The 21,423-nt window shown below is 58.7% G+C and carries 17 protein-coding genes; 10 read left to right on the top strand and 7 right to left on the bottom strand.

The window, feature by feature from the left end; all coding sequences use genetic code 11:
- The first annotated feature begins 12 nt into the window (after positions 1-12).
- From I9188_RS10490 to I9188_RS10470, 5 genes are all read left to right on the top strand, one after another.
- Complete coding sequence (locus I9188_RS10490) at positions 13-894, top strand: LysR family transcriptional regulator (protein WP_209505434.1); 882 nt, start codon at positions 13-15, stop codon at positions 892-894.
- 85 nt (positions 895-979) lie between these two features.
- Positions 980-2,683, top strand: a complete 1,704-nt coding sequence (locus I9188_RS10485) for an NAD(P)H-dependent oxidoreductase subunit E (protein ID WP_209505437.1) — start codon at positions 980-982, stop codon at positions 2,681-2,683.
- 13 nt (positions 2,684-2,696) lie between these two features.
- Complete coding sequence (gene fdhF, locus I9188_RS10480; RefSeq protein WP_209505439.1) at positions 2,697-5,480, top strand: formate dehydrogenase subunit alpha; 2,784 nt, start codon at positions 2,697-2,699, stop codon at positions 5,478-5,480.
- Positions 5,481-5,591: 111 nt separating this feature from the next.
- Positions 5,592-6,380: a cyclase family protein gene (locus I9188_RS10475; protein WP_209505441.1), complete on the top strand. Its 789-nt coding sequence runs from the start codon at positions 5,592-5,594 to the stop codon at positions 6,378-6,380.
- Between the two features lie 10 nt (positions 6,381-6,390).
- Entirely contained in the window at positions 6,391-6,912 is a 522-nt protein-coding gene (locus I9188_RS10470) for a thioesterase family protein (protein ID WP_209505443.1), read from the top strand.
- Positions 6,913-6,933: 21 nt separating this feature from the next.
- On the opposite strand, the gene I9188_RS10465 is transcribed toward I9188_RS10470, so the two are convergent.
- Both I9188_RS10465 and I9188_RS10460 read right to left on the bottom strand, forming a co-directional pair.
- The gene (locus I9188_RS10465) at positions 6,934-10,980 is read right to left on the bottom strand and encodes a translocation/assembly module TamB domain-containing protein (protein ID WP_209505445.1); all 4,047 of its coding nucleotides are present in this window, start codon (positions 10,978-10,980) and stop codon (positions 6,934-6,936) included.
- 38 nt (positions 10,981-11,018) lie between these two features.
- Positions 11,019-12,824, bottom strand: a complete 1,806-nt coding sequence (locus tag I9188_RS10460) for a BamA/TamA family outer membrane protein (protein ID WP_209505447.1) — start codon at positions 12,822-12,824, stop codon at positions 11,019-11,021.
- Positions 12,825-13,154: 330 nt separating this feature from the next.
- Between I9188_RS10460 and I9188_RS10455 the strand changes: the two genes are divergently transcribed.
- Positions 13,155-14,090 carry a LysR family transcriptional regulator gene (locus tag I9188_RS10455; RefSeq protein ID WP_209505449.1) on the top strand — a complete coding sequence of 312 codons (936 nt, stop codon included), beginning with the start codon at positions 13,155-13,157 and terminating at the stop codon, positions 14,088-14,090.
- A 36-nt stretch (positions 14,091-14,126) separates the two neighbouring features.
- Here the strand turns inward: I9188_RS10455 and I9188_RS10450 are convergent, their stop codons facing one another.
- The 3 genes from I9188_RS10450 to I9188_RS10440 form a co-directional block, all read right to left on the bottom strand.
- Positions 14,127-15,113, bottom strand: coding sequence for a glyceraldehyde 3-phosphate dehydrogenase NAD-binding domain-containing protein (locus tag I9188_RS10450; protein ID WP_209505451.1), 987 nt, complete (start codon positions 15,111-15,113; stop codon positions 14,127-14,129).
- Between the two features lie 53 nt (positions 15,114-15,166).
- Positions 15,167-15,490 carry a hypothetical protein gene (locus I9188_RS10445; protein ID WP_209505453.1) on the bottom strand — a complete coding sequence of 108 codons (324 nt, stop codon included), beginning with the start codon at positions 15,488-15,490 and terminating at the stop codon, positions 15,167-15,169.
- A gap of 112 nt (positions 15,491-15,602) precedes the next feature.
- Positions 15,603-16,436: a bifunctional allantoicase/(S)-ureidoglycine aminohydrolase gene (locus I9188_RS10440; protein WP_209505455.1), complete on the bottom strand. Its 834-nt coding sequence runs from the start codon at positions 16,434-16,436 to the stop codon at positions 15,603-15,605.
- A 177-nt stretch (positions 16,437-16,613) separates the two neighbouring features.
- Here I9188_RS10440 and I9188_RS10435 point away from each other — a divergent pair, with 177 nt between their 5' ends.
- Positions 16,614-16,970: a hypothetical protein gene (locus I9188_RS10435; RefSeq protein ID WP_209505457.1), complete on the top strand. Its 357-nt coding sequence runs from the start codon at positions 16,614-16,616 to the stop codon at positions 16,968-16,970.
- Positions 16,971-16,985: 15 nt separating this feature from the next.
- Here I9188_RS10435 and I9188_RS10430 read toward each other — a convergent pair whose 3' ends face one another.
- Positions 16,986-17,921: a glyoxylate/hydroxypyruvate reductase A gene (locus I9188_RS10430; RefSeq protein WP_209505458.1), complete on the bottom strand. Its 936-nt coding sequence runs from the start codon at positions 17,919-17,921 to the stop codon at positions 16,986-16,988.
- A gap of 231 nt (positions 17,922-18,152) precedes the next feature.
- On the opposite strand from I9188_RS10430, the gene I9188_RS10425 reads away from it, so the two are divergent.
- The 3 genes from I9188_RS10425 to I9188_RS10415 all read left to right on the top strand — a co-directional run bounded on the left by I9188_RS10425 (position 18,153) and on the right by I9188_RS10415 (position 20,574).
- Positions 18,153-18,956 carry a thioesterase family protein gene (locus tag I9188_RS10425; protein ID WP_209505459.1) on the top strand — a complete coding sequence of 268 codons (804 nt, stop codon included), beginning with the start codon at positions 18,153-18,155 and terminating at the stop codon, positions 18,954-18,956.
- Positions 18,957-19,027: 71 nt separating this feature from the next.
- Complete coding sequence (locus I9188_RS10420) at positions 19,028-19,675, top strand: DUF1007 family protein (protein ID WP_209505813.1); 648 nt, start codon at positions 19,028-19,030, stop codon at positions 19,673-19,675.
- Positions 19,660-20,574: a hypothetical protein gene (locus tag I9188_RS10415; protein ID WP_209505460.1), complete on the top strand. Its 915-nt coding sequence runs from the start codon at positions 19,660-19,662 to the stop codon at positions 20,572-20,574. Before I9188_RS10420 ends, I9188_RS10415 begins: the two co-directional genes overlap by 16 nt.
- A gap of 1 nt (position 20,575) precedes the next feature.
- Here the strand turns inward: I9188_RS10415 and truA are convergent, their stop codons facing one another.
- Positions 20,576-21,343, bottom strand: coding sequence for a tRNA pseudouridine(38-40) synthase TruA (gene truA / locus I9188_RS10410; RefSeq protein ID WP_209505461.1), 768 nt, complete (start codon positions 21,341-21,343; stop codon positions 20,576-20,578).
- Between the last annotated feature and the right edge of the window lie 80 nt (positions 21,344-21,423).

The following is a 21,423-nucleotide window of genomic DNA, read 5'->3' as shown; positions in this document are numbered from 1 at the left end:
TTGGAGCTTTCCTTGATCGAAATCCGCGACCTGCAACTGCTCAGCGCTTTGGCGCGGCATCGGCATTTTGCCAAGGCGGCCGAGGAGTGCGGAATTTCACAGCCTGCGTTTTCTATGCGCATCCGCAATCTTGAGGATCGTTTGGGTGTCTCCATCGTCCGCCGCGCCAACCGGTTTCAGGGCCTGACCGAAGAGGGCGAGATGATCGTCCAGCGGGCGCGGCGTATTCTGGACGACACCAAGGCGCTGGAACAGCAGGTGCTTGCTGCAAAGGGCGAAATAACGGGTACACTGATCCTCGGCGTGATCCCGACGGCAATCGCTTTCACGGGACGGTTGGTCAAAAGGCTGCGTGACGCGCATCCCCGTATCGTCACACGCATTGAAACCATGTCAGCCACTGCAATTCAGCATCGGCTGGACGAAGGCAGCCTTGATGCCGGGGTGACTTATGGTGACAGTATCGGCACCGATTTCCGGCAGGTTCAGCCCCTTTACGAGGAAACCTATGTGTTGTTGGTGCCCACGCATCTGACGGACCAGAACGGCCCGATTCCGTGGGCGCAGGTCGCAGAATTTCCGCTCAGCCTTTTGGAACCGCAGATGCAGAACCGGCGTATTCTGGACCGGGTGTTTGCCGAACAGGGGCTGCACCCTGATATCGTGGCCGAAACCAGCGGTTTCACGGCTTCGATGGTCATGGTGCGGGAGGGGCTGGCGGCGACGGTTGTCCCTCGGGTTCTGGTGCGCGCGCTGGGCGATTTGAAGGGAACGAAAGTGTTGCCGCTGATCGAACCTGTTGTCAGCAAACCGATTTGTCTGGCGACCCTTAACCGGGACCCCGAATTGCCGACGGTCAAGGCTTTGCGGGATGTGGTGACCTCTTTGCGGTAATAAGGTGTCGTTATCGTGCGATTGCCAAAAGCGATTTGACGATATGTTTGCCTGATGAGAGACGGAACCTCAATCGGAGGGCATCATGGCACCATTAGATACCAAGCCATCAGGCACACCCAAGGGCGTCTGGAAGTCAGGTAAAGGCAAGGGGCGGCACACACCCAAGGGCCGTCAGTTCACGGATGAGGCGCAGGCTGAAATCACACGCCTGCTGGGCGATCGCCCGCGCCGCCGTGATCTGTTGATCGAATTCCTGCATTTGATTCAGGACGAACACGGCCATATCAGCGCCGACCATATCGCGGCATTGGCCGTCGAGATGCGGATCGGTCAGGCCGAGATCTACGAGACCGCGACTTTCTATGCCCATTTCGATGTGGTGAAAGAAGGCGAGACGCCTCCTCCCGCTTTGACCATCCGGGTTTGTGATTCCCTCTCCTGCGAAATGGCCGGTGCCCAGCAGTTGCAGCAGGCACTGGAAGGCGGTTTGGACCCTGCCGAAGTTCGCGTTGTTCGCGCGCCCTGCATGGGGCGTTGCGATACCGCCCCGGTATTGGAGATTGGCCACAATCACATTGATCATGCGACCCCCGAAAAGGTGCAGTCGGCGATTGCAGCAGGGGACACCCATGCGCATCTGCCCGACTATGAGACCTTTGCGGCCTATGAGGCCAACGGCGGCTACGCCACGCTGAAAAATCTGCGCAACGGCGGAAACTGGGAAGAAGTACAGGAAACTGTCTTGGCCTCGGGCCTGCGTGGTCTGGGTGGCGCTGGCTTCCCGTCGGGAAAGAAATGGGGTTTTGTTCGCATGAACGAAGGCCCGCGCTATTTGGCTGTCAACGGCGACGAGGGTGAACCCGGCACGTTCAAAGACCGCTATTACCTGGAGCGCACGCCGCATGTCTTCCTTGAAGGCATGCTGATCGCTGCATGGGCGGTCGAGGCCGAAACCTGCTTCATTTACATGCGCGACGAATACCCAGCAGTGCTGGGTATTCTGCGTCGTGAGATTGCGGCTCTGGAACAGGCGGGTATTGTCGAAGAAGGCTATATCGACCTGCGCCGGGGTGCTGGCGCTTATATCTGCGGTGAAGAATCCGCGATGATCGAATCGATCGAAGGCAAGAAGGGCCTGCCACGCCACCGTCCTCCGTTCGTGGCGCAGGTTGGGGTCTTCAACCGTCCGACCTTGGTGCACAATGTCGAGACGCTGTATTGGGTCTCAAAAATTTGCCGCGAAGGGCCGCAGATTCTGAACTCTGTTGAAAAGAACGGCCGCAAGGGCCTGCGCAGCTATTCGGTCTCGGGGCGTGTGGCGAAGCCAGGCGTTTACCTGCTGCCCGCAGGTTCGACCATTCTTGATGTGATTGATGCCGCCGGCGGCATGGCTGATGGCCATGTGTTCAAGGCGTATCAACCGGGCGGGCCGTCGTCTGGTCTTCTCCCCTCAAGCATTGACGGCGTCCCGCTCGACTTCGACACGCTTCAGCCGCTTGGCACCTTCATCGGGTCTGCCGCCGTTGTGGTTCTGTCCGATCAGGACACCGCCCGCGATGCCGCGCTGAACATGCTGCGGTTCTTCGAGGATGAAAGCTGTGGTCAGTGCACACCCTGCCGGGCAGGTTGCGAAAAGGCGGTCAAGCTGATGCAGGCCGACAAGTGGGACACCGATCTGTTGGAGGATCTGTGTCAGGTAATGGGCGATGCATCGATCTGCGGTCTGGGGCAGGCGGCCCCGAATCCGATCCGCTTGGTCATGAAACATTTCGCTGACGAAATCTGAGGGAGACAGAGCCATGCTTGACGCAAGCCCAACCAAGACCGTCACCTTCAACCTGAACGGCGATGACGTCACTGTGCCCGAGGGCACCACGATCTGGGAAGCAGCCAATGGCCGGGGCCTGGTGATCCCGCACCTGTGCCACAAGCCTGCGCCGGGATACCGCCCCGATGGCAACTGCCGCGCCTGCATGGTCGAGGTGGAGGGCGAGCGCACGCTGGTCGCCTCATGCATCCGCCCGGCGGCTGACGGGATGGTGGTCAAGACCGATACCGACCGTGCCGAAAAATCGCGCGCTATGGTGATGGAATTGCTCGTGGCTGACCAGCCCGAGCAGCCGCATGACGTATCCAGCCATTTCTGGGATATGGCCAAGCTGAACGATGTCAGCGACAGCCGATTTCCTGCGAAAGAGGCCGAGAAAATCCCGCTGCTGGATGACAGCCATGTGGCGATGCGGGTCAATCTGGATGCCTGCATCAACTGCAATCTTTGTGTTCGGGCCTGCCGCGAAGTGCAGGTGAATGACGTGATCGGCATGGCTGGTCGCGGTCATACCGCGCAGGTGGTGTTCGACCAGAACGACCCGATGGGCGCGTCAACTTGCGTGGCCTGTGGTGAATGTGTTCAGGCCTGCCCGACCGGTGCGCTGATGCCGGCCACCGTGCTGGACGACCAGCAGCAGGGGGACAGCAAGGACTACGACAGCGAAACCGAAAGCGTTTGCCCCTTCTGCGGCGTGGGCTGCAAGGTGTCACTGAAGGTCAAGGACGGCAAGGTGAAATATGTCGAGGGCATCAATGGCCCCGCAAACGAAGGTCGTTTGTGTGTCAAAGGTCGCTTTGGCTTTGACTACATCCACCACCCGCACCGCCTGACCAAACCTTTGATCCGGCGCGAGGATGCGCCCGCCAAGGGGCTGAACGTTGATCCGGGCAACCTGTCGAGCCATTTCCGCGAGGCGACCTGGGAAGAGGCGATGGACTTGGCCGCGACCAAGCTGATGGCCCTGCGTGCCGAAGACCCACGTTCGGTTGCGGGCTTCGGTTCGGCCAAGTGCACCAACGAAGAGGCGTACCTGTTCCAGAAGTTCATCCGTCAGGGCTTCAAGCACAACAACGTCGATCACTGCACCCGTCTGTGCCACGCTTCATCCGTTGCGGCGCTGATCGAGAATGTAGGTTCGGGCGCGGTGACTGCGACCTTCAACGAGATTGTGAACGCCGATGTGGCGATCATCATCGGCTCGAACCCGATCGAGAACCACCCTGTCGCGGCGACCTATTTCAAGCAGTTCGCCAAGCGCGGAGGCAAGCTGATCGTGATGGACCCCCGCGGCGTTGGTATGCGCAAGTTTGCCGACGAAATGCTTCAGTTCCGTCCGGGGGCGGATGTCTCGATGCTGAACGCGATCATGAACGTTATCGTCCAGGAAGAGCTGTATGACAGCCAGTACATCCATCGCTGGACCGAGAACTGGGAGGCCGAGAAAGAGCACCTGCGCGCCTTCACGCCCGAGGCGATGGCCCCGATCTGTGGTATTGAACCGGATCAGCTGCGCCGGGTCGCCCGCACCTTTGCGCAGGCCAAAGCGGGCCTGATCTTCTGGGGCATGGGCGTCAGCCAGCACATCCACGGCACCGACAACTCGCGCTGCCTGATCTCGCTGGCCCTTATGACCGGCAATGTCGGCAAACCGGGCGCGGGTCTGCACCCGCTGCGGGGGCAAAACAACGTGCAGGGTGCATCAGACGCCGGGCTGATCCCGATGTTCCTACCAGACTATCAGTCGGTGACAGACGACCGCGTTCGCGCCAGATTCAATGATGTATGGCATTCGGATGACTTCTCGAACGAGAAAGGTCTGACCGTTACTGAGATCATCGATCAGGCATATGCGGGCAACATCAAGGGCATGTATATTCAGGGTGAAAACCCTGCCATGTCCGACCCGGATGTGAACCACGCCCGCGCGGCGCTGGCCAAACTGGATCTGATGATCGTACAGGACATCTTTCTGACCGAGACGGCGAACTACGCTGACATCATCCTGCCTGCCTCGGCGCTCTATGAAAAGAACGGCACTGTGTCGAACACCAACCGCCAGGTACAGCGTGTACGGCCTGCCGTTACCCCCCCGGGTGAAGCGCGCGAAGATTGGAAGATCACAGTCGAGCTGGCACAGCGCATCGGGTTGAACTGGGACTACACCGATGTGTCGCAGGTCTTTGCCGAGATGAAACTGACCATGGCGTCGCTTGACAACATCACGTGGGAGCGTCTGGAGACCGAGACGATTACCTACCCGTCGCTCAGCGAAACCGATCCGGGTCAGGCCATCGTGTTCGGGGATGGTTTCCCCCGCTCGGGGGGCAAGGCGAAGTTCACCCCCGCCAGCGTCATTCCGCCGGATGAGGCTCCGGACGACGAATACCCGATGATCGCCACCACTGGCCGTCAGCTGGAACATTGGCACACTGGCTCGATGACCCGCCGGTCCAATGTTCTGGACGCGGTTGAGCCCGAGGCGAATTGTTCGATGAATCCACGTACGCTCAAGCTGATGGGAATCGAACCAGGCGACATGATCCGCCTGACCACACGCCGTGGTTCGATTGAGATCATGGTCCGCGCGGACCGGGCGATTGCCGAGGATATGGTGTTCATCCCGTTTGCCTATGTTGAGGCGGCGGCGAACATCCTGACCAATTCGGCCATCGACCCTTATGGCAAAATCCCCGAGTTCAAATTCTCGGCCATTCGCGTCGAAAAGATCGAAAGCGCAGTTGCGGCTGAGTAAGATCAACACATATCAAGCAAAGAAGGCGGCCAGACAGGTCGCCTTTTTCTTTTCTTGACAGACGCTTGTGCTCGACCAACCTTGTTTGGGAATATGGTGGAGGAATTTTTTATGGCACGTCGTTTCGTCGATCTGTCCGTTCCGTTGGAAACCGGGATCGTGTCTGACCCGCCAATCATGTTGCCGCAAATCGAATATCTGACCCATGACCAGACGGCAGAACAGGTCATGTCATTCTTTCCGGGCCTGGAACGGCAAGACTTGCCGAACGGTGAAGGATGGGCAATCGAACGGTTGCAGATCGCGACCCACAACGGCACGCATCTGGATGCGCCGTATCACCATCATTCCACGATGAACAAAGGTGAACGGGCGATAACCATCGACGAAGTGCCGTTGGAATGGTGCATGAACTCTGGCGTCAAGCTGGACTTTCGACACTTCGAGGATGGGTATGTCGTTACCGCGGCAGATGTCGAAGCCGAATTGAAGCGCATCGGCCACAAGCTTTGCCCCTTGGATATTGTTGTGGTCAACACTGCTGCAGGGACACGTTATGGCGCGCCGGATTATCTGGTCAGAGGATGTGGAATGGGGCGCGAGGCGACGCTTTTTCTGACTGAACGTGGCGTGCGTGTTACCGGCACCGACGCCTGGAGCTGGGATGCACCGTTTCCGCTCACCGCTCAGGAATACGCTGAGACCCGAGATCCATCTATAATCTGGGAAGGCCACCGTGCGTCGATGGATATCGGCTATTGCCACTTGGAAAAACTGACCAATCTGGAAGATTTGCCGCCCACAGGGTTCGAGATTTCCTGTTTCCCTTTCAAGATAAAAGGGGCCTCTGCCGGATTTGTCCGGGCCGTTGCAATATTTGACGAACAAGACGCACAGTAAAGGGGGCCAGATGCAGCCGACTATGACACCTCTTGGCGGGCATGATGGCCCATATGCCGCGCCGGTGGAAATTCGCGGCTTTGAAGTACGGCCCGAATGGATCGACTATAACGGCCATATGAATGTTGGGTTTTACGGTGTCGCCTTTGACATGGCTTTGGAAAAGCTGATGGTTGACCATCTCGGTTTGGGCGAGGTGCAGGTCAAGGCGTTGGGGCAGGGACCTTACATCCTGCAGTCTCATCTGCATTTCGTGCAGGAAGTCAAAGACGGTTCATCGTTTTATTTCAGGTTCCGAATGTTGGATGCTGACAGCAAGAGAGGACATTATTTCGCGCAGATGCTTTTGTCAGAAACTGACGAGATTTGCGCGACGCAAGAGGCGCTTTTCATGAATGTCAGCCACTGCACCGGGCGCTCCGAGCCCTATCCGGATTGGGCAGCGGCACGTCTTGCGCAAATGGTGGATGATCACAAATCTCTGGAACCGGCTTCGCAGATCGGCCAGCCGATAGGAATTCGCCGAAATTAGTTTCCGGGGTCGGACGCGATTCTAGTAGTCCTTTGAAAAGAACACTCCGATGCCTGTTTCTCCACGACCGTCAACCGTGCCCTTGACCGAGAAATTGTCGGTGACATCAAGGTTCAGGTTCACCTCGGTATTGCCTTCGGTATTGACGGTGAAGTCGGTGTAGAGGTTTTCACCCAGATAGGCCCCAGCACCTAGTCGGCCCGCACCACCTTCTGACGCACCGACATCAATCGTATCAACACCGGTAGAATCACGTAGTCCCTTGGTCGCGTCCCCGCCAGCACCGCTGAGTTGCGCCAGCGATGCGGCCATCTGTGCAATCAGGAACGGCGAGATTTCCGAGAACCTGTTCCCAAAGAGCAGCATCGCCAGTGCCTCTTCAGCCGGGCGCTCGGGATCGGAAAACACGTTGACCTCAGGTGAATCCAGCGGCCCTGCGATTTCGATGGTCGCGGTTCCGTCCGAGGTGCTGGCGGAGGATTCAAACTCGATGTAGGGCGTCAAGTCACCCTGCAGGGTCACGATACCTTTGGTGAGGGCCAGCCTGCGGCCCAGAATATCGAAATTACCACGGATCAATTCAACCTGACCTGATGGGACAACTGAGGTCGTGGTGCCACCAATTGAAATCCGGCCACCCAGCTCGGCATTTACACCGCGCCCCCGTACGAACACGGCTTTGGGCGCCAGCAAGTTGATGTCCAGCGCTATTCTGGATGTGCGTTGGCCCTTGTCTTCGGTAGCCACCAGACCTGCGCGCTCGCGCGTGATGAAACTGGCACCGCTTTCGTTGACATGCTGTATCTCGGGGATTGGTGCAGCACCTACAGCCCCCGAAGCCGCAGCGAGGTTGATATTGGTCTCACCAAAGGTGATCTGCCCGGCCAGCGAACTGTTCCCGGCTAAGGCGCCGGTCATGGCAATCTGGCCATTCAAAGTCGTCTCATACAAAAGCCGATCGGTCAGGACGAGGTTGTCGATTGTTGTCGTGATCTGCGCGTTGAACGGGGGTGTTAGATCGACAGGTCCATTGACGGTAAAGCCACCACCGGCCCGCACACCGCCGTTCAGTTTGATGGTTGCACGGCTTTGCGCCAGATCCACCTGTCCGTTGATCCCGGTGATGGTCTGACCCGCGCCGGGAAGTGCTAGGGATGTTCCCGAGGTGGTAATCGATCCGCTTAGGGACGCCAGATCAGCCGGGCCTTTGAGGGCCAGATCAAAACGCGCGGATCCTTCAATTTTTCTGGGTGTAATAAAGGCATTCGCAATCCCCAAGTTTACGCCACCCTGCGCAGAAATATCAGCATTGCTGCTGGTTTCATCAAATGTCCCTGCAACCGTGCTGACGATGTCCGCGGGACCTTGTGCCTTGGCGTCGATGGTCCAAACGCCACTGTCCCGCTTTGCATTCCCCGCAGCGGTAAGGGTGCCGGGAAACTCTGGCACAAACCTTTCGATGCGGTTGAACTTGGCATCAAAGTCCAGATCGGCGGATCCATTTGTGTCCACCGTACCGGCCACTTTGGCATAAGAACTCTCTGGCCCAAGCAAGTGAGCGGTTCCTTCGAGCCCGGACTGTGTCGGAGCGACGTTGCCGTCCAGTTTCAGAGGCCCGGAGAGTGTTTTTGACAGCCGCCCCAGATCATCCAGTGCTGCGGAAAAGGTCACTCCGCCCGCATCGCGATCCAGTTTGCCGGATGCATCCGCAGAAAGGGCGGTGCCGATCAGTTGGAATGTGCGAATGTTCAGACCGGCCTCGTCATTCACCGCATCCACGGTCAGGTTCGTTCGCCCCGGGATCAGGGTGTCAACCGCGTTGATGCCGGACTTGATGTCATCAGCAGCCAAGTTGCCTTTGACGTCAAATACCCTGCTGCCAACCGTACCTTTGCCAGCGACGTCCGCTATGACCGAGCCTGCAAGATCTCGCCCGGCAAAGGCTGAAAAAGGTGACAGGTCCGGGACGTTCAGACTAACCTTTCCGTTCACGGCCAGTGCATCCGTCGGATCGTCAATTGTTGCAGTGGCGCTTGCCACAAGGGCTGGACCTTTGATCACCGCGTCGCGGATTTCAATCTGCTTCTGGCTCAGCGCGCCATCGAATGTGATCTCGGTCCGACCGACCAACAGCGGGTCAATCTCGGGCAGGCCCGTTTTGATATCCCGGCTCATCACGCTGGCGGTGCCATCAAATTCGAGCGTCTGAACAGCGCCTTTGCCGTCCAGTTTCGCCTGTACCGCACCGCCAAGCTCACGTTTGGCGAGGCCCGAGAACACGGAAAGATCACGCGCGTTGACTGATGCTTGCCCGTCAATCGTCACGTTGCCATCAGGGGTGGTAACCCTGCCGTCAGCCTGCGCGCGCAGAGTGTCGCCGATCAGAGTAAAATCACGGATTGTTACGCCATCAGCTCCGCGTTTGGCGTCCAGCGCGATTGTTGTGTTGCCCCGGATCACCGGGTCAATGTCGTCGCGCCCTGTGGAAAGATCGCGCCCCTCGACCTCAAGCTTGCCATCGAAGCTGCCTTCAAGCGGTGAACCCTGGCCCGTCAGCCGGGCAGAGGCCTGACCGCCCAACTCCATTTGCGCCAGGCCCGAGAACCGTGCCAGATCCCTCGCCTGCAATGTCGCGGCACCATTGACGGCCAAACCACTGGACAAGCCGCTGATCTCGGCGTCAACGCCCAGTTCGTAGTCCGAGCCGACCATCTCGACCCCGGACAGGTTCAACGTCTGATCCCTGCCATACTGGAACGTACCGTCCAGCGTAATGCGGTCGCCAACGGCGGTGTTCAGGGCATCGTCAGCCAGGTCGATACCATCCAAAGCTGCCTGCAAATCACCGTCGATCCGCAAAACGTCACCCAGTTCCAAGGTCCCTTGCGCCGTAATCTGCGCGCGTTGCAGGTTCAGGGTGTCGGATTTTATGGCGTTTGCGGTCAGGCTCAGATCCCAGAGATTGCCGTTTTTCTCATCAAACAACGCAGAGACCTGAGCAGCCTCTATCGATGTGTCGCCACCTGATAACGGAAGGACGACGCTTTGCCCCTCTGGCGGCGTAATGCGTCCTTGCAGGGCCGCCAGTTGCAGCCGACCGCCCGGCGCCAGTTGCAGCGCCCCTTTCAGGTTCAGTGCCTGAGAACTGAGTTCCAGATCACTGATATCCAACGCTCCTTCAGGCAGGGTACGCCCATCCACGATCAACTGCGTTTTGGGGCCGAAAAACGTATCCATATTCTCAGCGACAAAGGGCGTCAGGTCACCGCCCAGATCTGCGGTAAAGGCGATGCCCTCCTCCGCGCTAGCCGCGGCTGTTGGGGCAGAACGCAAACGAACCTGCCCGGTCACTCGTGGCTGCCCATCACTGCTCAGGCCGATATCGGCCGTAAAATCTGTCACCGGCCCGGACCCTTTTGCGGTCAATCCGATCGGAGAGCTGTCCGGCATTTTCAAGGCGGTCGAGATCAGACCCTCTGCAGCTTCGACGACCTGAAGGTCAAGATCGATCTGGCTGTCGGAGTTCCGAAAACCCGCAGCCAAGGAGATTTCATCACCGGTCCGATCCAGTCGAGTGATGTCCAGTTTGGTGTCCAACGTGCCGTCGGCCAGCGACAGGTTGCCATTGACGGCCAGTTCCGCCGCGACACCGATCAAAGGTTTGCCCAATGCCAGTTCGCCAATACGGATTTCGCCGATTTCGATGGCCACGGGCAGTTCAGGCAGTTGAAAAGCCTGAGTCTCGGCAGAAGGGGACGGTGTGTCCTTGGTCGTGGTGCCCGGTGCGCGGGCGACGTCGATTTCCTGCGCGGTCAGCGCGTTGACCGAGAACCGCCCGCGGATTAGCGCCAACCGGTTCCAATCCAGTTCCGCTTCCCGGATGGTCAGCCAGACCCCTTCATCATCAGCCACCGTGATCTCGGCAATGGTGGCGCGTGAACTCAGCGCGCCTTGCAGGCCTTTGACGGTAACATTCTGATCGTCGCCCGACAGCGTGTCCTGTAGGAACCGCTCGATCATGCTGCCGCCTTCGTCCTCCTGCGCGGGGCCGGCTACTGGCACAAGCATTAGCGTGCCAATCAGCAGTGGGTATGAAAGGTGCCGTCTCAAAACGCTTGCCCGATCCCGATATAGAACTGCAGACCGTCGCCGCTGGACCCGCTTACCGGGAAGGCCAGGTCAAACCGCAGGGGTCCGAAACCGCCCAGATCATATCTTACGCCGATACCAGCCCCTGCATGATCTTCCGCGCCACTTCCTATAAAGGAAGAGGTATCGACGACACCGTAGTCGTAAAACCCGACCAGCGACAGGGAATCTGTCACCTTGCCCCGGATTTCACCTGAAAGTCCAAGGAACGATTTGCCGCCTGCGACACCGGTCCCGACAGGGATGCCAAGGCTTTCATAGGGTTGCCCGCGCACAGTTCCCGCGCCACCGGAAAAGAATAGAAAATCAGGTGTAACGCCACTCGCAGGCGGGCCAATGACCGATCCAAGCTGCGCCCGCCCGGCCAGCACTATCCTTCCTCCCGTGCCAAGGCTGGTATAAGCCCGACCGTCGAAGAACATGCGAATGCCTGTGTCGGTGCCAGAAAAACCGACAAACGGCATTATCTGAGAATCCAGATAGAAACCGCGTGTGGCACTAACTTTACTGTCGCGCTCATCCCATTCCGAGCGGAAGGGCAGGATAAAGTACCTGAACTTGCGGCCGTTTCCGTAGGCGTCGTCAGCATCTGACCACTGTAACCCAGCCGAGGCTTCAGCATAGAGCGTGTCCGAGAATGTACGGCGCGCACCATACGCCACAGACGCAACCGAGACATTGTAGTTTTCGGTATTGCGGCGCTCCAGCAACGCGTTCCAGAATGTATTGTCGTCCGGACCCAGACGATCGGGCTGATCCAGACGCAATCCGATCCGCCCATCAAGATCTTCGGAACCACCGATATTTCGTATCGCGGCCTCAAAACGCAGGCGTTCCGCGCGTTTGAACATGTTGCGATGCATCCAAGTCGCGGTCACATCGATACCGTCGCGCGAGGCCAGCTCGAGCCCAAAGGTCAGTTGGCGCTTTGGCAGGTCTTCAAATGTGGCGTCGAAATCCAGTGTCCCGTCGGGGTTTGCTGTCTCATGTTCCTGCAATGAGACGACGTTGAATGTGCCGGTTCGGCGCAAACGCGTTCCAACCTTCTGGATTTTTTCTGGTGAGTAAACTTCTCCACTTGGGAAACCGGCGATTTTTTCGATGGACCGGTGGCGCACATCCGTGTCGCCCCTGATAAACATTCTGCCAAACGTCAACCTGCGCCCCGGGTCCAAATCAATCTGCGCATCCAGACGGGCCTGCGCGTGGCGGGCGATAATGGTCTGATCCTCAATTTTTGCCTTTGCATGGCCCGCATTCCGCCATCCCTGCACACCGTCCGAGCCTGCATTTTGAATGGCTCCGGTCGTTGCCAGTTTGCCGGGGGCGAAACCTTCGGGCAGCACGGTACCAGACGCCAAGGGCTGAACAATGGCCGTGCCGAATTTGAAGCTTGGCCCGGTTTCAACAGTAATTGCGGCCCTATTGATCTGTGTTGGCACACTCAAAGAGCTCAACTCAGCGGCTTCCTGCCCGTCAAGCTTGATGCTGACAACCGGGCTGAAATACCCTTCATCATACAAGATCTGTACAAGCGTGCGGTAATCCGACAAGGCGGCAGACAGGATCTCAAGTGGCGTATCCAAGCCCCGCTCTTTCGCTGTTGTAACCGATGATGTCTTTTTCAGGCGTTCAACCAGTTCCTTCGAAGCGCCCGGCGCCGTCAGAGAGGTTTCCAGCGCCATCAGAGCGTTCGGGGTCAGTGCCATGACAATGGCACTCAGCCAGAACTTCAAACGGCCTTGCGGCGTGCGCCCTTGCATGAATTGCCCCAACTGTCCCAGTTCCAAATCTCAGCTACCGTGTCACGGACGGTCTTATAGTGTCAGGTTAGAACATCTGAATGCTATTGGGAAAAGAGATAAACGCGGGATCGGGTAATTTTGGTCAAATTGTCCCGGTCTGTGCCGACACAATCGTATTGCGCATCTAGATTGGCAGACTGGAATTGCCGCGTTGCAGGCGATAGCCAACCGTATGCAACAAATGTCCGGGCCGGCCTTTGGTCTTGGCCCAGTGCAATTCACTAGGCAAACGGGCGGTTCTTCGGTATTCCCAGTATATTGTCAACGGGTATCAAAAAAACCGAAAAAATGTCCTATCTCGACAACATCCGAACCTTTGTCAGGGTTTACGATCTGGGCAGCATGTCTGCGGCCGGGCGGGATCTTAGGATTTCGCCAGCGGTGACATCGGCGCGAATATCGCAGCTTGAGGACCATCTGGGTGTACGTCTGTTCCAGCGCACCACACGCAACCTGTCCCCGACAGAGCAAGGAAAGGCATTCTATCCCGGTGCGGTGGCGGTTCTGGATGCGGTGGACGAGGCCGAGGCTCAGGTCACACATCTGACCGAGGCACCGCGCGGGTCGTTGTTCGTGGCGTCTCCACTGGGGGTGGGGCGGCGACTGCTGGCTCCACATGTGCCCGAGTTTCTTACGGAATACCCCGAGATTGATGTCCGCTTGCGCCTGACGGATCGCTCGGTTGATCTGACGACGGAAGGTCTGGATCTGGCGTTTTTCATTGGCCAGCCCGAGGACAGCACGTTGCGTATTCGCAAGATTGCCGACTGCCAGCGTGTACTGTGCACTGCGCCAGACTATGTGGCGCGGCGCGGTATGCCTAAGACCGGGGCTGACCTGATTGCCGACAAGCATGAATGCCTGAATCTGCGCTTTCCGGGTGCGACCGAGTTTCAGTGGATGCTGGTCACACCCGATGGTCCGAAACGATTTGCCGTGTCCGGGCGGTTCGAATGTGATGATGGGGATGTTCTGACGGATTGGGCGTTGTCCGGTCAAGGCATTGCAATGAAGCCGGTTTTCGAGGTGGCCGAGCATCTGAAATCCGGCCGCCTCGTGCCGGTTGCAACGGAAACTCCGCCTGTTTCAGTTCAGATGGCCTGCCTATACACGCATCGGCGCCACCAGGATCCAAAGGCACGCCTGTTCATGGATTTCATGATTGAACGGATCAGTAAGGTGGTTCGCGTTACAGAATACCCTGTCGCGGGGCCTAAACCATAGTTGCCGACCCGACGCTGTGTACGAAGGTTAGTCCGGTCACGACGCGGCCATCAGACGGGCCACGTCCAGCATGCGAGCCGAAAAGCCCCATTCATTGTCGTACCAGCCGAAAACGCGCACCTGATTTTCTCCGACCATGCGGGTTTCCGGCCCGGCAATGACCAGCGAATCCGGGCGCGCCCGCAAATCGGAAGAGACCAGCGGCATATCCGTCCAACCCAAAACCGGTGATGCGACAACAGCCTGACGCAAAGCATAATCGAAATCCTCGGCCCGCATACCGCGTTCCAGCGTGACCACGAGGTCGACCGCCGAAACGCTGGCTGTCGGGACGCGAACTGCGGCACCCGAGATGCGCCCGGCCAGATGTGGAAGGACCACGTCGATCAGGTGTGTGGCGCTGGACGTTGTCGGAACCATGGACAGCGCACCGGCCCGCGACCGGGCAAGGTCGCCGCGCGGGGCGTCAACCATGGGTTGGCTGTTGGTATAGCAATGGATGGTTGTCATATGGCCCGACAAAATACCGCCAATGTGGTCCAGCACTTTGACCAGCGGTGCCAGCCCATTCGTTGTGCAGGAGGCGTTCGATACGATCCGGGCGCTGCCCAACTGATCCTCGTTCGCCCCCAGAACGACGGTTAAGTCGGCCGCAGGCGAAGGACCCGAGATCAGGACCTTGCTGGCGCCCGCAGACAATCCGCGACGCGCCACGTCGGATGCGCGCGCGACCCCGGTACAATCCAGCATCACGTCTACGCCGGATAAATCAACGCGTGTCAGATCGGCACTGTGCGTCATAGGAACAGTGCGTCCGTCTACGATCAGCGCGGCATCGCCCTGTGACACATCGCCGGGATAGGGGCCGAAGGTGCTGTCGTATTTGAACAGGTAAGCACAGGTCTCCAGCGGCGCGATGTCATTGATCACCACCAGCTCGATATCCGACCCTTCAGGCAGGGCCAGAACCTGCCGCAGGATCGTGCGGCCAATGCGGCCGAATCCATTAATCGCGAGTTTCATGCGCAAGCTATGGCAGGGCGTCGGGGCGACCTCAATGCCTGATCAACAACAGCTTACTTGCAACTGACCTGAGAAAAGAACTGACCCGAAATATTCTGGTACATGCTGTTGAAGATCACCTTGCAGCCCGTCGCTTGTTGAATGGCAGCAATTGCTTGCGTTGTCCGAAGGCGTGGGGGCGGACCGAACGGGTTCAGGTTGTTGTTGTCGCGTGTGGCGCGATAAACGACCGGTTCGTCTGCGACCTGTGTCACAGCCCAGTTGCGGCTCATGACGAAGACGGATTTGGTCTCTTCCCCTGCAATGGCGGGTGCGGTGTGCAGGATTGCAGAGGTAGCGAGTGCGGCAACGGCTATCAGGGCAAGTCGCAGTTTCATGGACCAATCTCCAATGCTCAAGACAAGAAATTACTTGGATTTCAGCAAATTCCGACCCTTGTGTGAAGCCCTGGGGCAAATAATCACTGCGATTTTTTTCCCAACCCGCCGCTTAGCGGTGCGACAGGGACAGGGACATATGCCGGTTGACGTCTTTATAAAGCAGATACCTGAACCGGCCCGGCCCCCCTGCGTAACAGGCTTGCGGGCAAAAAGCGCGTAGCCACATGTAGTCTCCGGCCTCAACTTCGACCCAGTCCTGATTGAGGCGATAGACCGCTTTCCCTTCCAGAACATAAAGACCGTGTTCCATCACATGGGTTTCGGCGAAGGGAATGACCCCGCCCGGTTCGAAATTGACGATGTTCACATGCATGTCATGGCGCAGGTCCTGTGGGTCAGCGAACCGCGTGGTGGACCATCGGCCGTCGGTGCCCGGCATTTCTACAGGCGTCACATCACGTTCGTTGGTGATGATCGGGTCTGGCGCGGGCAACCCGGGAACGGCCTCATAGGCTTTGCGGACCCAGTGGAACCGGGCTGCCGTCTGGCCAGTGTTCCGCAATGTCCAGTCGCTGCTGGCGGGGATATAGGCATATCCGCCTGTCTCCAACACATGGTTTTCCGAATTCAGTGTCAAAGTGACTGTTCCTTCGACGACAAAAAGCACCGCCTGAGCTTGCGCGTCTGTCTCTGGCTGATCGCTGCCGCCGCCGGGCTGCACTTCCATGATGTATTGCGAGAACGTTTCGGCAAATCCGCTGAGCGGGCGTGAAAGAACCCACAGGCGTGTTCCTTCCCAGAACGGCAGATAGCTGGTGACGATGTCGCGCATCGTACCTTTGGGAATGACCGCATACGCGTCAGTGAACATGGCGCGGTCGGTCAGCAACTGGTTCTGGCCGGGATGGCCGCCGGTCGGGGCGAAATAGGTCGGATGGGTCATTTGTGTGCCTCGGGATCGTTTGAATGGCACTATGGGCACAAAGGCGCGGCGCTATTAGGTCCTGACGCGCGATAGGTTTGTTCGGGATATTTTGAAGGTCGGTACCCCGGGGGCTTGGCCCTGCTGAAACAGAGGTATATCCTTGGTCACAAATGATTTCAGTTCTGTGAGGCCGCTATGAAAGCCCAGTTTTTACCCGTCATTGCCGCGTGCGGCACCCTATTGATGACCGGTTCCGCCGACGCCAAGTCACTCTCCCGAATCATAGCTGAGATGGGGCTGTCCCCGGCAGACTTTGAAGTGGTCAGCGCAACCTCGAATGCGCTTTTGAACAATGGCACGCCCTCTGTAGGGCAGGAACGGTCCTGGCAAAACGACGAAACCGGCTCGAAAGGAACGGTCCGGGTGCAAAACGTTCAGGGCAACTGCGTCGGCCTTCAGCATGTCATCCAGCCTGAAGGCAGCGATCAAAGCCGCGAGATCAGGACTCGCCGGTGCAATGACGGTAACGGAAACTGGATCCTGACGCCCTGATCTCTGACTTGGTTATCAGTACCCCAGATCCCGGCTGACTTCGTGCAACAGGGGATCGCCGGACCTGAGCCTGTGGTAGTTCTCGGCCACATCCGACAGTGCATCACCCAGATACCAGCCCGAGACATGCGGTGTGATCGTAACGGCAGGGTGCCGCCACAAGTGGCTGTCTTTTGGCAGCGGTTCCTGTGATGTAACATCCAACACGGCATGGCTTGGTGAGCCGTTATCCAGCGCCGCGATCAGTGCGGCCTCGTCAATCAGGTTTCCGCGTCCGGCGTTCAGCAACTGACTGCCCGGCTTCATCGCGGCCAGCGTCTGCGCGTCAAACAGACCCACGGTTTGCGGCGTCGAAGGCAGGATGGCGCAGACGTGATCACATTGCCCCAACAGCCGAGGCAGCGCGTCTTGCCCATGCAGGCAGGTGACACCATCGATGGACTTTGGTGAGCGGCTCCAGCCCATGACCTGAAACCCGACGGCACGTAACATGCGGGCAGTGCGGGCCCCGATATGGCCCAGACCCAGAACGCCCACAACCGTATCAGGTGTGAAAACGGGCGCGCGCGGCAACCACTCGGCGCGACTCTGGGATGCCTCGTGAAAAACCATGTGGCGCTGAGCGCGCAGGATATAGGCCAGAAACCACTCGGCGATGCCCTGCGCAGGCGCGTCTGGCTTCAATCGCGCCACACGGATATGCGGAGGCAGGTCAGGATGGCCGACAATGGTCTCAACCCCAGCCCCCAGCTTCTGGACCAGTTTCAGGTTGGGCAACTTCGCAGGGTGATTGCTTTGCATGTTGACCACGGCCAGCATCGTGATGTCGCCGGGGTCGCCCAGCGTTTCGGGTGTGCGGATGTCGGCACCGGGTGCCAAGGCCTGTAATGTGGCGGCGATTTCCTCATCCCCGATCCAGTCCGACAACCCGGTTTCAATCAACAACGCCATATGCGACCCCACTTGGATGTGATGTGGTGACGTCCCGTCACAGCGGTGGACAGGATCAGGTCAGTTAAGCCATCCTCGTGCCCAAAAGTACAGCCTGGTTTCAAAACCCGAAAAGGACAGTTTCGTGAAGGTACCACTTACCGCGCGCCGGGGAAACCACGTTACATCGCAATCGGTTACCGGTATGAGTGAGCCGAGGCACACAACGCAGCGAATGATCAGAGGGGACTGATGGCAGGGCTCGACTTCACGGATCAGACTTATTTCTGTCAGCGCGAGGATGGGGCGTTTGTCGGAAATGATCCCGCACGCGGTCCATGGTCTGCCGATCATTGCCACGCAGGGCCGGTAAGCGGGTTGATTGTGCGGGCAGCGGAAACCGAGATTGGCCCCGAAAAGATGCTGACCCGCCTGACAGTTGACCTGTTGCGCCCTCTGCCCTTGGCCGGGTTGCGGGTTGCCGCAGAAACCACGCGCCATACCAAGACGCTGGCGACCACACGGGTTGCGGTGCACGATCTGGATGACACACTCTGCGCCACGGCCACCACCATGCATCTGGCGCGGCGCGATCTTGGCGCGGTGGCAAACGTCGAAACCAGCGCGCCACAGTTGGAAGACGCGGTAGAAGGCCCTTTTCCAATCGGCGAGATTCGTCACGATTTGCCAGGGTTCGCCCATTGCAGTGACATCCTTTATCCCAAAGACGGCAAACAGGGGGCCGGACCCAAAACGGTCTGGATGCGCACCCCAAAGCTGTTGAGCGGCGAAGATCAGTCGCCCATTCAGGCACTGTGCCCGTTGGCGGATTGCGGCAATGGAATCTCGTGGAATGCTCCGACGTCGGAAATGGGGTTCATGAACACCGATCTGACCGTGAATATCCACCGCGAACCGGTGTCAGATTGGCTGGCGTCCAGTTCGGTTTCACATTGGCAACCTACGGGAATCGGCATGTCTCAGTCCGTGCTTTTCGACACGCAAGGCCCTGTAGGAACCGCCCTGCAAACACTGGTGCTGTTCCCGCCAGTCTGAAGGTCGGCCAGTTTCCGCATGCGTGTGTAAAGGCCGTTGTCGCCGTGTCCCGTCAGACCTATCTTGCGCATATGCGCTGGCTCTTCTCCTTCATGACCTGTTGCCTGCCGATCCCGGCACTATCCCACCCGCATGTCTTTATCGACACCGGGCTGGAATTCATCGTGGATGAGGCCGGTCACCTGACCCATATCCGGGTGACGTGGGCATATGACGAATTCTACTCTCTGCTTGTTCTGGAAGACATGAATCTGGATCAGGATGCTGACGGCATTCTGACGGAAAACGAAGAAAAACGTCTGAGCGGGTTCGATATGCAATGGGTCGAGGGGTACAACGGCGACCTCGTGCTCACCAAAGACGGCGCACTGGTGGCTCTGTCCGGTCCAATGGAGCCCAGTGCGACAACGGAAGACGGGCGGATTGTAACCACCCATTTGCGGGTGGTCGAAGGCGACGCAATACTTGCCACAGGGCTTTCCGCCAAGGCATTTGATGAGTCCTTCTATACGGCCTATGAGATAACGCGCCCTGTAACTGTGACAGGCCCAGCTTTATGCCAGATGGATCGTAACGAACCCGACATAGATGGGCAGCTTGCACAGATGCAGGCGTTTCTGTTGACACTGGACGCGGATTACGACCTTGAGGAAAACGATATTCCCTTGGTTGGTGAGAGCTTTGCGACTGAGATCCTTGTTTCATGTCCCGTTTCCTGATTGTTCCGGTCGCTCTGGCCTTTGGTTTGCTGCTTTGGTTCTGGGGCAGCGGTGGGTTTGACAGTCTGGCAGGTTGGGCCGCCGGAGAGCAGCGGGACTTTCAGAACCAGATCGCACGGTCCCTGCGTGCCGCGCGCGCGGAACAGCCTCAGGCGGTGGCCACGCTTCTGACCGTCTGTTTCGCCTACGGGTTCTTTCATGCTGTGGGTCCGGGCCACGGGAAGGTTTTGATAGGGGGCTACGGTTTGGGTCGGCGTGTCGCCTTCTGGCGGTTGTCGGCGATCAGTGTATTGTCCAGCCTTGGTCAGGCGGTGACGGCGGTTGTGCTGGTCTACGCGGGGGTGCTGGTCTTTCAGATGTCCCGCGAAAGCCTAGTTGGGACGACCGAACAGGTGATGGCTCCGATCAGCTACGGAGCCATTGCGTTGATTGGGCTTTGGTTGGTCGTACGGGCTGTGCGCAATTTCGCACGACAACGAAAAAAGCATGTCCCTTTCGATCACACCCATCAGCACCATCATGATGAGGGAGCCTGTGCGGAGTGCGGTCATCGTCATGGTCCAACCGCGGACGAGGTCGCAAATGTGGGCACGTTGCGCGAAGCCCTGATCCTGATCGCAGGCATAGCAGCGCGGCCTTGTACCGGTGCCTTGTTTGTACTGATCCTGACGTGGCAAATGGGCATCGCCATGGTGGGGATCGCGGGTGCTTTCGCCATGGCGCTTGGCACGGCGACTGTGACTACGCTGGTCGGGTGGACGTCTTTTGGTCTGCGCGGCGGGCTACTGGCTTCGGCGTCGGCCACGCGCTTTGCGTCGGTTCTGGCACCCTCCATCGAACTGGTGGCGGGACTTGTCATTGCGGTGATTGCAGGCGGGTTGCTTCTGCGCGCGGTTTAGATCAGTCGAACACCGGGTCCGGATATCCGACCCGCGCCAGATACAGCCCGTGCGGCGGACACACCGGCCCGCAGGCAGCGCGGTCGGCGGCTTCTAAAGCCTCACGCACATCTTCCGGGGTCCACGCTCCGGCGCCCACACGTTCCAACGTTCCGACGAAACTGCGTACCTGATTGTGCAGGAACGACCGGGCGCGCACGTGGAAATGAACCTCGGGGCCGGAAAAGCCCTCCACCCGTTCAACGCGCAGTTCATCAAGGGTTTTGACCGGGCTGGCCGCCTGACAGATCGACGACCGGAACGTAGTGAAATCATGCCGACCCAGCAGCATGTTTGCGCCTTCCTGCATGGCGTCGACATTCAGCTGGTGGCTAATCTGCCAGACCTGTCCCCGGTCGTGGGTTGCGGGCGCTCGGCGCATCAGGATGCGGAACAGATATTGCCGTTCAACCGCTGAAAACCGCGCGTGCCAATCCTCGGTCACGGGGGCGGCCTTTACGATGGCCACTGGGAGAGGCTTGAGGTGATAGTTCAGCGCCTCGGACAGGCGGAACGGGTCCCACTCCTTGGCCATTTCGCAATGGGCGACCTGACCCAACGCATGAACCCCGGCGTCGGTGCGCCCCGCGGCAGCAATCGTATGCGCACCCGGCTGGATACGGGACAGGGCCTGTTCGATTGCGCCCTGCACGGTTGGCTGATCCTTCTGCCGCTGCCATCCGGCAAACGGTTCCCCCTGGTATTCAATTTTCAACGCGTATCTGGGCATGTGCCGCTGGTACAGCGCGGCGCAGGATCGGGCAAGGGGGCGAAAGCGCTGGTATGTGTCGCGACCGCTACCTATCTTGG

This window comes from Ruegeria sp. HKCCSA071 (assembly GCF_017872555.1).
Taxonomy (GTDB): Bacteria; Pseudomonadota; Alphaproteobacteria; order Rhodobacterales; family Rhodobacteraceae; genus Ruegeria.
Note: the sequence above shows the minus strand (reverse complement) of the source record. Positions and strands in the feature narration are given on the sequence as shown.

Coding starts and splice junctions, on each gene's coding strand:
- I9188_RS10485 (WP_209505437.1), top strand. CDS start 980: ATGGCACCATTAGATACCAAGCCATCAGGCACACCCAAGGGCGTCTGG.
- fdhF (WP_209505439.1), top strand. CDS start 2,697: ATGCTTGACGCAAGCCCAACCAAGACCGTCACCTTCAACCTGAACGGC.
- I9188_RS10475 (WP_209505441.1), top strand. CDS start 5,592: ATGGCACGTCGTTTCGTCGATCTGTCCGTTCCGTTGGAAACCGGGATC.
- I9188_RS10470 (WP_209505443.1), top strand. CDS start 6,391: ATGCAGCCGACTATGACACCTCTTGGCGGGCATGATGGCCCATATGCC.
- I9188_RS10465 (WP_209505445.1), bottom strand. CDS start 10,980: ATGCTTGTGCCAGTAGCCGGCCCCGCGCAGGAGGACGAAGGCGGCAGC.
- I9188_RS10460 (WP_209505447.1), bottom strand. CDS start 12,824: ATGCAAGGGCGCACGCCGCAAGGCCGTTTGAAGTTCTGGCTGAGTGCC.
- I9188_RS10455 (WP_209505449.1), top strand. CDS start 13,155: ATGTCCTATCTCGACAACATCCGAACCTTTGTCAGGGTTTACGATCTG.
- I9188_RS10450 (WP_209505451.1), bottom strand. CDS start 15,113: ATGAAACTCGCGATTAATGGATTCGGCCGCATTGGCCGCACGATCCTG.
- I9188_RS10445 (WP_209505453.1), bottom strand. CDS start 15,490: ATGAAACTGCGACTTGCCCTGATAGCCGTTGCCGCACTCGCTACCTCT.
- I9188_RS10440 (WP_209505455.1), bottom strand. CDS start 16,436: ATGACCCATCCGACCTATTTCGCCCCGACCGGCGGCCATCCCGGCCAG.
- I9188_RS10435 (WP_209505457.1), top strand. CDS start 16,614: ATGAAAGCCCAGTTTTTACCCGTCATTGCCGCGTGCGGCACCCTATTG.
- I9188_RS10430 (WP_209505458.1), bottom strand. CDS start 17,921: ATGGCGTTGTTGATTGAAACCGGGTTGTCGGACTGGATCGGGGATGAG.
- I9188_RS10425 (WP_209505459.1), top strand. CDS start 18,153: ATGGCAGGGCTCGACTTCACGGATCAGACTTATTTCTGTCAGCGCGAG.
- I9188_RS10420 (WP_209505813.1), top strand. CDS start 19,028: ATGCGCTGGCTCTTCTCCTTCATGACCTGTTGCCTGCCGATCCCGGCA.
- I9188_RS10415 (WP_209505460.1), top strand. CDS start 19,660: ATGTCCCGTTTCCTGATTGTTCCGGTCGCTCTGGCCTTTGGTTTGCTG.
- truA (WP_209505461.1), bottom strand. CDS start 21,343: ATGCCCAGATACGCGTTGAAAATTGAATACCAGGGGGAACCGTTTGCC.